The organism is Klebsiella sp. D5A (genome assembly GCF_001620885.1).
Classification (GTDB): Bacteria; Pseudomonadota; Gammaproteobacteria; order Enterobacterales; family Enterobacteriaceae; genus Klebsiella; species Klebsiella variicola.
Window position 1 is genome coordinate 21577 of record NZ_LOAR01000020.1, and the last position, 14199, is coordinate 35775.

Below are 14199 nucleotides of genomic sequence, written 5' to 3' on the forward strand. Positions count from 1 at the left end.
ACCCTTCCTCTCAACGCTTCATCACAGAGAGGAAAAAATGATGTCCAGCGAACGTTATATCACCGGTCAGGAAATGCTGCAGCGGGTGGATGGCCACGGCGGGGAAGCCGTCGTCGACAGCCTGCAGGATATCGCCCCCGATTTCGCCCGCTATCTGATTGAGTTCCCCTTCGGCGATATTTACGCCCGGCCGGGGCTCGATTTACGCAGCCGGGAAATCGCTACTATTGCCGCGCTCACCGCGCTGGGTAACGCCGCGCCACAGCTGAAAGTACACATTGCCGCAGGATTAAATGTCGGCCTGACACAAGAGGAGATTACGGAAGTGATCATGCAGATGGCGGTCTACGCCGGATTCCCGGCGGCGCTCAACGGCCTGTTTGCCGCCAAGGCGGTGTTTGCGGCGCACTAACAAAAAAGACCAGGCAGCGCCTGGTCTTTTTCTCGGAACTACAGCAGCTGTGCCAGACGGTTAATATCCGACTGGATCGCTCCGGCGGTCACATCGCGCCCGGCGCCGGGTCCGCGGATCACCAGCGGGTTATCGCGATACCAGCGGCTTTCGATGGCGAACACGTTATCGCACGGCAGCAGCGCCGCCAGCGGGTGCTCTTCACGTACCGCTTCCACGCCGACGCGTGCTTTGCCGTTAGCATCAAAGCGCGCCACGTAGCGTAGCACCAGCCCCATTTCGCGGGCCGCCTCCAGGCGCTGCAGCATTTGCTCGTTCAGCTCTTCGCCATTTTCAAAGAAGTGATCGACCGACCCCTCTTCGCAGTGGGCAGGGACCAGTGATTCCACACGGACCTGATCCGGTTCGATGTCATAACCCGCTTCCCGCGCGAGGATCACCAGCTTACGCATCACATCCTTACCGGACAGATCGACGCGCGGATCCGGCTCGGTCAGCCCCTGCTGCCAGGCCTGATCCACCAGGTCGGTGAACGGCACGGTGCCATCAAACTGCAGGAACAGCCAGGAGAGCGTTCCCGAGAAGATACCGCTCAGACCGAGGATGGTGTCGCCGCTGTCGATCAGATCGCGCACGGTATGGTTCACCGGCAAACCCGCGCCAACCGTAGCGTTATACAGCCAGTGGCGACCCGTCTTCTCAAACGCGTCGTGGATCTGGCGATATTTATCACTGCTGCTGGCGCCCGCCAGCTTGTTGGCGCTGATCACGTGGAAGCCATGGCTGGCGAAATCAAGGTACTGGTCGGCCAGCTGTTCGCTGGCGGTGACGTCCAGTACCACTAAATCATCGTACGGATGCGCGCGCATCCACAGGAACAGCGACTCTTCATCCTGCTCCACCGCTTCATCGTTGAAGAAGGCCAGCGCCCGGCTGGCATCCAGCCCGTCGTAGTTCAGCAGGCTGCGTTTACTGTCGACTACGCCGGCGAGAACAAACTCGAAGCCAGTGCGCGCCGACAGCGTAGTTTGTTCACGGGCAAACAGCTCCAGCCAGCGGGAGCCAATGTTCCCTTTGCCGAACAGCATCAGGCCAATACGCTTCTCTGCACGAAACAAGGTCTGATGCAGACCCTGGATCAGGCTTTCCGTTGGTCCGGCGCGCAACACGGCTACCAGACTGATCCCCTCTTCGGACTGCCAGGTGAACTCCACCGGTTGCCCTTTCAGTTGCTGCCAGAAACGATGGCAGTGCAGTGGGTTACGGGTGACACCCGCGCCCACCATCGCCACCAGCGCCAGCTTCTGACGCAGACACAGCTCGCCCGGCAGACCCGCTTCATCGAGCAGCTTCAGCGCGCTGTCGGCGACCTCGGAGGTATAGCAGAACTGCAGCAGCTTACGGTCGGCATGGACGCCAACGGCTAACGGGCGCAGCTGGGCGCGTTTGAGCAGGGCGTCCAGCTCTTTATGCGCCAGTTTGAAATCATGGCTGGCCGGCACCTGGAACTCCACCAGACAGACGTCATCATGGCTGGTGACAATCCGCGCGCCAGTACCCGAAGCCAGCACGCGCTCAATGCGCGTAGAACCCTGTTCCGGCGTATAGCTGCAACGTAACTGCAGATCGATATCGCTGGCGGACACCGGCTGCAGCGTGCGGGCGTGGAGCACTGGAGCGGCCAGACGCGCCAGCTCGCTGGCTTCATCCAGACGCAGCAGCGGCAGCAGACAGGCATCTTTGACCTTACGCGGATCCGCGCTGTACACCCCGGCGACATCACTCCAGATGGTGACGCGAGAGGCGCCCGCCAGCGCACCGATCTGCGTGGCGGAGTAGTCAGACCCGTTACGGCCCAGCAGGACGGTTTCCCCGGCCTGGTTGCGGGAGATAAAGCCGGTCACCACCAGACGCTTATTAGGATGTTGCGCCATCAGCTGTTGCAGCAGTGGATAAGATAATCCTTCATCCACCTGCGGCTGCGCGGCGCGTTCCGCACGCAGGAAAGCGCGCGCGTCCAGCCAGGCCGCTTCCATACCCAGTTGGTTAAGAACCGCCGCCATCAGGCGTGCGGACCAGACTTCACCATGGCCGACCACTTCCGCATAAACCGCTTCGGTAACCCCGCCATCAAGCAGCCCTGCCAGACGCTCAAGGTCATGGATGAAGGCGGCAATTAACGTGTCAGCCGCCGCCGGCTCCACCAGACCGCCAATCAGCTCGGTCTGATAACGGCGAAGCGACTGCTGAACCTGATGCGCAGCAAGGCGATCGCTCTGGCTAAGTTTAAGCCAGCTGATCAGCTGGTTGGTGGTGCTGCCAGCGGCGGAGACAACCATCATGTCGCCCGCCTGCGAATATTCCTTCATGATCCCCGCGACGCGCAGGTAACATTTCGCATCCGCTAAACTACTCCCACCAAATTTGTGCAGCTGACGACCCTTCGCCCCTGCCTGCGCAATCACACTCATTTTTATTCCTCGTTTGCTGCCCGGAAGCCATTTTCCAGGTCGGCAATTAAATCTTCACCATCTTCAATACCGGTTGAAATACGCAGAAGCGTTTCTGAAATTCCGGCGGCGGCACGCGCTTCAGGCGCCATGCCGGCATGCGTCATCGTTGCCGCATGGGAAATCAGGCTTTCAACGCCCCCCAGCGATTCCGCCAGTGTAAACAGCGACAGCCCGCTCAGGAAACGGCGCAGCGTCTGCTCGTCACCGTCCAGCTCGAAGCTTAACATTGCGCCAAAACCTTTTTGCTGACGCGCCGCAATTTCATGCCCCTGGTTTTCCGGCAGCGACGGATGATACAGCTTTTTCACCAGCGGCTGGGTTTTCAGATACTCAACAATCGCCAGGGCATTACGCTGCGCCACTTCCATACGCGGAGACAGCGTCCGCAGACCGCGCAGCAACAAATAGCTGTCGAAGGCGCCGCCGGTGACGCCAATATTATTCGCCCACCATGCCAGTTCGGTGACAGTCGCCGGATCGTTGGCAATCACCACCCCGGCAACCACATCGGAGTGGCCATTCAGGTATTTAGTACAGGAATGCAACACCAGATCGGCACCCAGCGCCAGCGGGTTTTGCAGCGCCGGGCTCAGGAAGGTGTTGTCCACCACGCTCACCGCGCCTGCCTCACGCGCCAGACCACAGATTTTCGCAATATCCACCACCCGCAGCAATGGATTACTTGGGCTTTCGACCAGCACCAGCTTCGGTTTTTCCGCCAACGCCGCCCGCAGCGCCTGCTCATCATTTTGATCGACGAACTGGACGCGATAACAGCCGCGCTTCGCCAGGCTGTCGAACAGACGGTAGCTGCCGCCGTAGCAGTCGTGCGGCGCCACCAGCAGATCGCCCGGCTTAAGGAACACCGTCGTCACCAGCAGGATCGCCGACATACCGGTATTGGTCAGCACCGCGCCGGCGCCACCTTCCAGCTCCGCTAAGGCGCGCTGCACCACATCACGCGTCGGGTTGCCGCGGCGGGAGTAGTCGTGGGCGCGAGGTTCATTAAAGCCGGTAAAGTTATAGGTACTGGAAAGGTGGATCGGCGGGACAACGCAACCGTACTGCTCGTCGTCATTTAAACCGCTACGCACTGCGATGGTGGCCTGTTTACGCGTCATGTTGGGAAGTTCCTGGGCTGAATCGGTGAAAAGTCAGGCTCCAGAGTAAACATTGTCACAATAGACGTCAATACATCTGGACATCTAAACTTCTTTGCGTATAGATTGAGCAAAGTGCAAATAGCCGTTAAAATTATATGCATTAGCGCACGTCGGTAGCGGCTTATCTCATGTTAGAAAGCGCGCTCATACGGTAAACTACGCGCAATTATAGCCCGGGCGGAATATTCTGGCCCTTCACTAATAAACAGAGGATTAAGGTATCTCATGGCTGAATGGAGCGGCGAATATATCAGCCCATACGCTGAGCACGGTAAGAAGAGTGAGCAAGTAAAGAAAATTACGGTTTCCATTCCTCTGAAGGTGTTAAAAATCCTCACCGATGAACGCACGCGTCGTCAGGTGAACAACCTGCGTCACGCGACCAACAGCGAGCTGCTGTGCGAAGCGTTCCTGCATGCCTTTACCGGACAACCGTTGCCTAACGATGAAGACCTGCGTAAAGAGCGCAGCGATGAGATCCCGGAAGCGGCGAAAGAGATTATGCGTGAACTGGGGATCGACCCGGATACGTGGGAATACTGAGTTGATAAAAAGGGCGGAAGCAATTTTCCGCCCTTTTTTGTGTCCCGCCCAGGCTGGCGAGAGGCACAAAAAAGCCGCCCTGAGGCGGCTTCTTCTGGCAACTTACTTGCTGCCCGGGATGCTGAAGCGCTTGTTGAAGCGGTCAACACGGCCACCGGTAGCAACATCACGCTGTTTGCCGGTGAAGAACGGGTGGCATTTACCGCACACGTCGAGGTTCAGGTCGTGACCAACGGTGGAACGGATTTTCATGACATTACCGCAAGAACAGGTAGCAGTAATTTCTTCGTATTTTGGGTGAATACCTTTTTTCATGGGAGAACCTCAGTTAAGGCCGCGTCGCTCTTCCAGCCCTAACGCCAGACACCACGCGATATTAATAATTTCCCGTCGTCTTCCACGCTGCTGACAGCGCGAAGCGTACGGTAATGGTCAATCTCCAATGCGGTATAAAGTGCATTGAAGGCGGCGAATCATACAGAATTTGACCAGCATATGCAAACTGATCCGCGCCGCCTTATCGTAATGTGTATACTATCCCGCCAGATTTCAAGTCAGGAAGATGACATGCCCGTCGCCCACGTTGCCCTACCCGTTCCGCTACCGCGCACCTTTGACTATCTGCTGCCTGATGGCATGACGGTCAAAGCGGGCTGTCGGGTGCGGGTGCCGTTCGGCAAACAGGAGCGGATCGGCATTGTCGCGGCGGTGAGCGAGCGCAGCGAGCTGCCGCTGGATGAACTCAAACCGGTCGCCGAAGCGCTGGACGACGAGCCGGTCTTCTCTGGCACCGTCTGGCGACTGCTGATGTGGGCGGCTGAGTATTACCATCATCCGATTGGCGATGTGCTGTTCCATGCGCTGCCCATTCTGCTGCGCCAGGGCAAACCCGCCAGCGCGACGCCGCTGTGGTACTGGTTCGCCACCGAGCAGGGGCAGGCTGTCGACCTCAACGGTCTGAAACGCTCCCCAAAGCAGCAGCAGGCGCTGGCGGCGCTGCGCCAGGGAAAGATCTGGCGTCATCAGGTTAGCGAACTGGAATTTAATGAAGCGGCGCTGCAGGCGCTGCGTGGCAAAGGGCTGGCGGAGCTGGCCTGTGAAGCGCCCGTCCTCACCGACTGGCGCAGCACGTATTCGGTTGCCGGCGAGCGCCTGCGTCTGAATACCGAACAGGCCACCGCCGTCGGGGCGATCCACAGCGCTGCCGATCGCTTCTCCGCCTGGCTACTGGCAGGCATCACAGGCTCAGGGAAAACGGAAGTCTACTTGAGCGTGCTGGAGAATGTACTGGCGCAGGGGCGCCAGGCGCTGGTGATGGTGCCGGAGATCGGCCTGACGCCGCAAACTATCGCCCGTTTTCGCCAGCGCTTTAATGCGCCGGTGGAAGTGCTGCACTCCGGACTCAATGACAGCGAACGTCTCTCGGCCTGGCTGAAGGCGAAAAACGGCGAAGCGGCCATTGTGATAGGCACTCGCTCCTCGCTGTTTACCCCGTTTAAAGATCTCGGCGTCATCGTCATCGACGAAGAGCATGACAGCTCCTACAAACAGCAGGAAGGCTGGCGCTACCACGCCCGCGACCTGGCGGTATGGCGCGCTCACAGCGAACAGATCCCGATTATTCTCGGCTCGGCGACGCCGGCGCTGGAGACCCTGCACAACGTCCGCCAGGGCAAATATCGGCAGTTAACCTTAAGCAAACGCGCGGGCAACGCGCGTCCAGCCCAGCAGCACGTGCTCGACCTGAAAGGACAGGTGCTGCAGGCGGGTCTGTCACCCGCGCTGATCAACCGCATGCGCCAGCATCTGCAGGCGGATAACCAGGTGATCCTGTTTCTTAACCGCCGCGGCTTTGCGCCGGCGCTACTGTGCCACGACTGCGGCTGGATCGCGGAGTGCCCGCGCTGCGACAGCTACTATACGTTGCACCAGGCGCAGCACCATCTGCGCTGCCACCATTGCGACAGTCAGCGCCCTATCCCGCGCCAGTGCCCTTCCTGCGGTTCCACACATCTGGTGCCGGTGGGTATCGGCACCGAGCAACTGGAGCAGTCCCTGACGCCGCTGTTCCCTGGCGTGCCTATCTCGCGTATCGACCGCGATACCACCAGCCGTAAAGGGGCGCTTGAGGAACATCTCGCCGCAGTCCACCGCGGCGGCGCGCGCATTTTGATCGGCACCCAAATGCTGGCCAAAGGCCACCACTTTCCGGACGTGACCCTCGTCTCCCTGCTGGACGTCGACGGGGCGCTATTTTCCGCTGATTTCCGCTCCGCAGAGCGTTTCGCTCAGCTCTATACCCAGGTCTCCGGACGAGCGGGCCGGGCAGGAAAACAGGGCGAAGTGATCCTGCAAACCCACCATCCGGAGCATCCTCTGCTGCAGACCCTGCTGTATAAAGGCTACGACGCCTTTGCCGAGCAGGCGCTGGCCGAACGCCAGACGATGCAGCTACCGCCGTGGACCAGTCACGTGTTGATACGTGCTGAAGACCATAACAACCAGCAGGCGCCGCTTTTTTTACAGCAGTTACGTAATCTCTTGCAGGCCAGCCCGCTGGCCGACGATAAACTGTGGGTGCTCGGTCCGGTTCCGGCGCTGGCGCCGAAGCGCGGCGGCCGCTGGCGCTGGCAAATATTGCTGCAGCACCCTTCGCGGGTGCGCCTGCAGCACATCGTCAGCGGTACGCTGGCGTTAATCAATACGCTACCGGAGGCGAGAAAAGTGAAATGGGTGCTGGATGTCGATCCTATTGAAGGGTAAGGCTTCTCTTGCGAGCCGGATCGAAAAATTCAACAAGCATCACGTTTTTCATGAAAATTCTGTAACTCACTGCCGCGACTATCTGATAAAAATGATGCAGCAGTTAGCGCGCAAGGGAAATGTCAGCGCCATTCAGCGAGGAGAAACCAGGTGAAGCCCAAAAAACAAGTGGTTGCCGCCACCATGAAAGACGTCGCCCTCAAGGCAAACGTTTCCACGGCAACCGTGTCCCGAGCGTTGATGAACCCTGATAAGGTGTCGCAAGCCACCCGTAACCGGGTCGAGCAGGCGGCGCTGGAAGTCGGCTATTTACCCCAGTCGCTCGGGCGAAATATGAAGCGCAACGAATCGCGGACGATCCTCGTGATCGTGCCGGATATCTGCGATCCCTTTTTTAGTGAAGTCATCCGCGGAATTGAAGTCACGGCCGCCGAGCACGGCTATCTGGTGTTAATCGGCGATTGCGCCCACCAGAACCAGAAAGAAAAAACCTTTATCGACCTTATTATCACCAAGCAGATCGACGGTATGGTGCTGCTCAGCTCGCGCCTGCCGTTCGACGCCAGCGTGGAAGAGCAGCGCAATTTGCCGCCGATGGTCATGTCGAACGAATTCGCGCCGGAGCTGGAGTTACCCACCGTCCACATCGATAACCTGACGGCGGCCTTTAACGCGGTGAACTATCTCCACGAACTGGGACACCAGCGTATTGGCTGTATAGCTGGCCCGGAAGATATGCCGCTGTGCCATTATCGTCTGCAGGGTTACGTGCAGGCGCTGCGTCGCAGTGGCATCACCGTCGATCCGCACTATATCGCTCGCGGCAACTTTACTTTCGAAGCCGGCGCCAATGCGCTGGAGCAGCTGCTGTCACAGCCGGTGCCGCCCACCGCGGTCTTCTGCCATAGTGATGTGATGGCGCTGGGCGCCTTGTCGCTGGCGAAACGCCGCGGCCTGAAGGTGCCGGACGACCTGTCGATTGTCGGCTTCGATAACATCGCGTTGTCTGAATTTTGCGATCCGCCGTTGACTACCGTTTCACAGCCGCGTTTTGATATCGGCCGTGAAGGAATGCTGCTATTACTTGAGCAAATGCAGGGTCATAATGTGAACAGCGGCTCGCGTCTGCTCGATTGCGAACTGATCGTTCGCGGCAGTACGCAAAAAATCAGACGATAACCATCAGGCTTTCGGGCCTGCTCTTCTGGTCAAAGGCCCGCCGCTTAAGTAACATGGCGGGCTGACGAACAAATATAAGACAGCGAAACGATAGTGGCACAACGAGATTATGTACGCCGCAGCCAACCGGCTTCTTCGCGGCGCAAAAAGAGCACTACCCGAAGCTCAAGGAATAAGCAAAGCAGCCTTCCGGCGATTTCACCGGCTATGGTGGCGATCGCGGCGGCGGTGCTGGTGGCCTTTATCGGTGGACTTTATTTCATTACGCACCATAAGAAAGAAGAAGCGGAAGCGATGCAAAATCGCCAGGCCGCCGGTAACGGCTTGCCGCCAAAACCGGAAGAGCGCTGGCGCTATATCAAAGAGCTGGAAAGCCGCCAGCCTGGCGTCCGCGCGCCGACCGAACCGACCGCCGGTGGCGAGGTGATGAAACCGGAACAGCTGACCGACGAGCAGCGCCAGCTGCTCGCCCAGATGCAGGCCGATATGCGCCAGCAGCCGACCCAGCTGACCGAAGTGCCGTGGAACGAACAAACCCCGGCACAGCGCCAGCAGACGTTGCAGCGTCAGCGTTTAGCACAGCAGCAACAGCAGGCGCAACAGCAGCAGTGGGCGCAAACTCAGCCGCAGGCCGTGCAGCAGCAGCCGCGCGTCCAGCAGCCGAAGCCGGTGCAACAGCAACAGCCGAAGCAGACCGCGTCGAACCAGCAGCCGTACCAGGATCTGCTGCAGACGCCGGCGCATACCAATACCACGCAGCCACGTACGCAGGCCGCCGCGCCGGTAACCCGCGTGGAGGAAGCGCCGAAAGCCGCCGAGAAGAAAGACGATCGTAGCTGGATGATCCAGTGTGGCTCCTTTAAAGGCGCCGAGCAGGCCGAAACCGTCCGCGCTCAGCTGGCTTTTGAAGGGTTTGCTTCACATATCACCACCAACAACGGCTGGAACCGCGTAGTCATTGGCCCGCTGAAAGGCAAAGAAAGCGCCAACGAGATGATCACCCGTCTGAAGATGGCCGGACACGCGAACTGCATTCGTCTCGCCGCCAGGGGTTGAAACCCTCAAAATCCCCCCCATCTATAATTGCATTCGGCCCCGCGGACAGCGCGGGGCCCCTGTTCCGCTTTTGCAACCAAGGGGTCTGCTCGTGACTACAATTGTAAGTGTTCGCCGTAACGGCCATGTTGTTATTGCCGGTGATGGCCAGGCCACGCTGGGCAACACCGTGATGAAGGGCAACGTGAAGAAAGTGCGTCGTCTGTATAACGACAAAGTGATTGCCGGTTTTGCTGGCGGCACCGCTGACGCCTTCACGCTGTTCGAACTGTTTGAACGTAAACTGGAAATGCACCAGGGCCATCTGGTGAAGGCCGCCGTTGAGCTGGCCAAAGACTGGCGAACCGATCGGATGTTGCGCAAGCTGGAAGCGCTGCTGGCCGTCGCGGACGAAAACGCGTCGCTTATCATCACCGGTAACGGCGACGTGGTACAGCCAGAAAACGATTTGATTGCTATCGGCTCCGGCGGTCCTTACGCCCAGGCCGCGGCCCGCGCGCTGTTGGAAAACACCGATATGGGCGCGCGCGACATCGCCGAGAAAGCGTTGGATATTGCAGGTGATATCTGCATCTATACCAACCATTTCCACACCATCGAAGAATTACCTTCTAAAGCGTAAGGATCTCCCATGTCTGAAATGACCCCACGCGAAATTGTCAGCGAACTGGACAAACACATTATCGGCCAGGACGCCGCCAAGCGTTCTGTTGCTATCGCCCTGCGTAACCGCTGGCGCCGGATGCAGCTTAACGAAGAGCTGCGTCATGAAGTCACGCCGAAAAACATTCTGATGATCGGCCCAACCGGCGTCGGTAAAACCGAGATTGCCCGTCGTCTGGCGAAACTGGCCAACGCGCCGTTTATTAAAGTTGAAGCGACCAAGTTCACCGAAGTGGGCTATGTTGGTAAAGAAGTAGACTCGATCATCCGCGATCTGACCGATGCGGCGATCAAAATGGTTCGCATGCAGTCCATCGATAAGAACCGTTACCGCGCGGAAGAGCTGGCGGAAGAGCGCGTGCTTGACGTGCTGATCCCACCGGCGAAAAACAACTGGGGCCAGGCTGAACAGCCGCAGGAACCCTCTGCTGCGCGCCAGGCGTTCCGCAAGAAACTGCGTGAAGGCCAGCTGGACGATAAAGAGATTGAAATCGATCTCGCTGCGGCGCCGATGGGCGTTGAAATCATGTCCCCTCCGGGCATGGAAGAGATGACCAGCCAGCTGCAGTCCATGTTCCAGAACCTCGGCGGTCAGAAGCAGAAACCGCGTAAGCTGAAAATCAAAGACGCGATGAAGCTGCTGATTGAAGAAGAAGCGGCCAAGCTGGTCAACCCGGAAGAGCTGAAGCAGGAAGCCATCGACGCTGTAGAACAGCACGGTATCGTCTTTATCGACGAAATCGACAAAATCTGTAAGCGCGGCGGCAACTCCTCCGGCCCGGACGTGTCTCGCGAAGGCGTACAGCGCGACCTGCTGCCGCTGGTTGAAGGCTGCACCGTCTCCACCAAGCACGGGATGGTTAAGACCGACCACATTCTGTTTATCGCCTCCGGCGCGTTCCAGGTGGCCAGTCCGTCCGATCTGATCCCTGAGCTGCAGGGGCGTCTGCCGATCCGCGTTGAGCTGAAAGCGCTGACCACCCATGACTTCGAGCGCATCCTGATCGAGCCGAATGCCTCCATCACCGTGCAGTATAAAGCGCTGATGGCGACCGAAGGGGTGAATATCGAATTCACCGAAGACGGTATCAAGCGTATCGCCCAGGCCGCGTGGCAGGTAAACGAAACCACCGAGAACATCGGTGCGCGTCGCCTGCACACCGTGCTGGAGCGTCTGGTGGAAGATATTTCCTATGATGCCAGCGAGATGAACGGCCAGACCGTCATTATCGATGCCGAATATGTGAGTAACCACCTGGATGTTCTGGTGGCAGATGAAGATCTGAGCCGTTTTATCCTATAATCCGGTGCAATGCATTTTCATCACTGTTGATGGGGGCTATAGCCCCCATTTTTATTGGCTAAAATAACTATGACTGATATCAGCCGTTCTCGGGCATGGCTGGAAAGCCTGCGTCCTAAAACGTTACCGCTGGCGTTTGCCGCGATTATTGTTGGCACCACCCTTGCCTGGCAGCAGGGCCATTTTGATCCCTGGGTTGCTCTGCTGGCGCTGATCACCGCTGGCTTGCTGCAAATTCTTTCTAACCTGGCGAATGACTATGGCGACGCAGTCAAAGGGAGCGATAAACCCGATCGCATCGGGCCGCTGCGCGGCATGCAGAAAGGGGTGATTACCCCCCAGCAGATGAAGCGCGCTCTCATCGTCACCGTCGCGCTGATCTGTCTGTTTGGTCTGGCGCTGCTGTGCGCCGCCTGGCAGAGTGTCGGCGATTTTATCGGCTTCCTTGTGCTGGGTGGCCTGTCCATCGTGGCCGCCATCACCTACACGGTGGGCACCCGCCCGTATGGATATATTGGCCTGGGTGATATCTCGGTACTCATTTTCTTCGGCTGGTTGAGCGTCCTTGGCAGCTGGTATCTGCAAGCGCACAATGTGGAAGCGGCCATTTTTCTGCCGGCGACGGCCTGCGGTCTGCTGGCGACCGCCGTGCTGAACATCAATAATCTGCGGGATATTGATAGCGACCGGCAGAACGGGAAGAACACCCTCGCCGTGCGCCTGGGCCCGGTCAATGCCCGCCGCTATCATGCCTGCCTGCTGTTCGGCGCCCTGCTGTGTCTGGCGCTGTTTAATCTGCTGGCGCTGCATTCAGCCTGGGGCTGGCTGTTTATTCTCGCCACGCCGCTGCTGGTGAAACAGGCGCGCTACGTCCTGCGCGAATCCGATCCGCTGGCGATGCGGCCGATGCTCGAAAAGACGGTTAAAGGGGCCTTACTGACCAACCTGCTGTTTGTCATCGGAATTATTGCCAGTAAGCTGATGGCTTAACTGACAAATATCAATTAACAATTGATGATTTTGCCAACAATGGGATTCGCGGGATATACTAAAAACTCTCGCAGCAACTGAACGTTAAGCCTATGAAATACGATACTTCCGAGCTTTGTGACATCTACCAGGAAGATGTCAACGTCGTGGAACCGCTGTTCTCTAACTTTGGAGGACGGTCGTCGTTTGGTGGACAAATCATTACGGTAAAATGTTTCGAGGATAACGGGTTGCTCTATGATCTGCTCGAGCAGAACGGCCGTGGTCATATTCTCCTGATCGACGGCGGCGGCTCAGTACGACGCGCGTTAATTGACGCCGACCTGGCGCGTCTGGCCGTACAGAATGAATGGGAAGGGTTAGTGGTCTATGGCGCGGTGCGCCAGGTTGACGACCTTGAGGAACTGGACATCGGCATCCAGGCGCTGGCGGCTATTCCGGTCGGCGCGGCTGGCGAAGGCATCGGCGAAAGCGACGTGCGCGTCAATTTCGGCGGGGTGACCTTCTTCTCCGGCGACCATCTGTATGCCGATAACACCGGGATGATCCTGTCGGAAGACCCGCTGGATATCGAATAAACCCTCCGCCATAAAAAAGGCCTTCTCCATGAGAAGGCCTTTTGTTTATCCGACGCGCAACTTAGTACAGTTTCTTCGCGCAATCCAGCCAGTCGTTCTTGAACGGACGCTTCATGTTCTCGATGGCATCGATGATGTCGTGGTGCACCAGCTTCTCGTTCTGGATGCCGACGCAACGGCCGCCATGGCCTTGCAGCAGCAGCTCAATTGCATAGGCGCCCATGCGGGAAGCCAGGATGCGGTCGTAAGGAACCGGGGAACCGCCGCGTTGAATGTGGCCGAGGACGGTGGCGCGAGTTTCACGCCCGGTTTCTTTCTCGATGTAGCTTGCCAGCTCGTCAACGTCGCACATGTGCTCGGTGATCGCCACGATAGCGTGTTTCTTACCTTTCGCGATACCGGCTTTGATTTCGGCCACCAGATCGTCACGGGTGTATTCCACTTCCGGCACCATGATGAACTCACAGCCGCCGGCAATCGCCGCCGCCAGGGTCAGGTCGCCGCAGTAACGGCCCATCACTTCCACCACGGAGATGCGCTGGTGTGAAGAAGAGGTGTCGCGCAGACGGTCAATCGCTTCCACCACGGTGCTCAGGGCGGTGAAAAAGCCGATGGTGTAGTCAGTGCCTTTGATATCGTTGTCGATGGTGCCCGGCAGACCGATGCACGGGAAGCCCATCTCGGTCAGGCGCATTGCCCCCATATAGGACCCGTCACCACCGATAACCACCAGCGCATCCAGGCCGCGCTTCTTCATGTTTTCGATAGCCACAGCGCGAATGTGTTCTTCGCGGAATTCCGGGAAGCGAGCGGAGCCCAGGAAGGTGCCGCCGCGGTTGATCATGTCGGAAACGCTGTAACGGTCGAGCTGAACCATACGGTCTTCATACAATCCGAGGTAACCGTCATAGATTCCAAAAACTTCCAGACCTTCCGTTAATGCCGCGCGCACAACGCCACGAATTGCTGCGTTCATGCCCGGCGCATCACCGCCACTTGTCAACACACCGATTTTCTTAATCATGACTACCTCTGA

Annotated in this window: 13 protein-coding genes; 9 read left to right on the forward strand and 4 right to left on the reverse strand. The window is 58.3% G+C overall.

Translation table 11 applies throughout. The features are described 5' to 3' along the window. Positions 1 to 40: 40 nt before the first annotated feature. Positions 41 to 412, forward strand: a complete 372-nt coding sequence (locus tag AS136_RS23010) for a carboxymuconolactone decarboxylase family protein (protein ID WP_008807865.1) — start codon at positions 41 to 43, stop codon at positions 410 to 412. A gap of 38 nt (positions 413 to 450) precedes the next feature. On the opposite strand, the gene AS136_RS23015 is transcribed toward AS136_RS23010, so the two are convergent. Together AS136_RS23015 and metB are read right to left on the reverse strand one after the other, a co-directional pair. Next, positions 451 to 2883, reverse strand: coding sequence for a bifunctional aspartate kinase/homoserine dehydrogenase II (locus tag AS136_RS23015; RefSeq protein ID WP_063267039.1), 2433 nt, complete (start codon positions 2881 to 2883; stop codon positions 451 to 453). Between the two features lie 2 nt (positions 2884 to 2885). Next, on the reverse strand, positions 2886 to 4046 hold the full coding sequence (gene metB / locus AS136_RS23020; protein WP_008807867.1) for a cystathionine gamma-synthase: 1161 nt from the start codon (positions 4044 to 4046) through the stop codon (positions 2886 to 2888). A 267-nt stretch (positions 4047 to 4313) separates the two neighbouring features. On the opposite strand from metB, the gene metJ reads away from it, so the two are divergent. Further along, positions 4314 to 4631, forward strand: a complete 318-nt coding sequence (metJ, locus tag AS136_RS23025; RefSeq protein WP_004107547.1) for a met regulon transcriptional regulator MetJ — start codon at positions 4314 to 4316, stop codon at positions 4629 to 4631. A 102-nt stretch (positions 4632 to 4733) separates the two neighbouring features. Here the strand turns inward: metJ and rpmE are convergent, their stop codons facing one another. Then, entirely contained in the window at positions 4734 to 4946 is a 213-nt protein-coding gene (gene rpmE, locus AS136_RS23030) for a 50S ribosomal protein L31 (protein WP_008807868.1), read from the reverse strand. A gap of 252 nt (positions 4947 to 5198) precedes the next feature. Between rpmE and priA the strand changes: the two genes are divergently transcribed. From priA to rraA, 7 genes are all read left to right on the forward strand, one after another. After that, the gene (gene priA / locus AS136_RS23035) at positions 5199 to 7394 is read left to right on the forward strand and encodes a primosomal protein N' (protein WP_008807869.1); all 2196 of its coding nucleotides are present in this window, start codon (positions 5199 to 5201) and stop codon (positions 7392 to 7394) included. Positions 7395 to 7544: 150 nt separating this feature from the next. Continuing rightward, positions 7545 to 8573, forward strand: coding sequence for a DNA-binding transcriptional regulator CytR (cytR, locus tag AS136_RS23040; protein ID WP_004203676.1), 1029 nt, complete (start codon positions 7545 to 7547; stop codon positions 8571 to 8573). Positions 8574 to 8666: 93 nt separating this feature from the next. Continuing rightward, entirely contained in the window at positions 8667 to 9629 is a 963-nt protein-coding gene (gene ftsN, locus AS136_RS23045) for a cell division protein FtsN (RefSeq protein WP_071599441.1), read from the forward strand. Positions 9630 to 9720: 91 nt separating this feature from the next. Next, positions 9721 to 10251 carry an ATP-dependent protease subunit HslV gene (hslV, locus tag AS136_RS23050; RefSeq protein ID WP_002882918.1) on the forward strand — a complete coding sequence of 177 codons (531 nt, stop codon included), beginning with the start codon at positions 9721 to 9723 and terminating at the stop codon, positions 10249 to 10251. A gap of 9 nt (positions 10252 to 10260) precedes the next feature. Then, positions 10261 to 11595 carry an HslU--HslV peptidase ATPase subunit gene (hslU, locus tag AS136_RS23055; protein ID WP_063267040.1) on the forward strand — a complete coding sequence of 445 codons (1335 nt, stop codon included), beginning with the start codon at positions 10261 to 10263 and terminating at the stop codon, positions 11593 to 11595. A 69-nt stretch (positions 11596 to 11664) separates the two neighbouring features. Continuing rightward, the gene (gene menA / locus AS136_RS23060; protein WP_048963694.1) at positions 11665 to 12585 is read left to right on the forward strand and encodes a 1,4-dihydroxy-2-naphthoate polyprenyltransferase; all 921 of its coding nucleotides are present in this window, start codon (positions 11665 to 11667) and stop codon (positions 12583 to 12585) included. 92 nt (positions 12586 to 12677) lie between these two features. Further along, entirely contained in the window at positions 12678 to 13163 is a 486-nt protein-coding gene (rraA, locus tag AS136_RS23065) for a ribonuclease E activity regulator RraA (protein ID WP_002882913.1), read from the forward strand. 61 nt (positions 13164 to 13224) lie between these two features. On the opposite strand, the gene pfkA is transcribed toward rraA, so the two are convergent. Next, complete coding sequence (gene pfkA, locus AS136_RS23070) at positions 13225 to 14187, reverse strand: 6-phosphofructokinase (protein WP_002882911.1); 963 nt, start codon at positions 14185 to 14187, stop codon at positions 13225 to 13227. Positions 14188 to 14199: the final 12 nt, after the last annotated feature.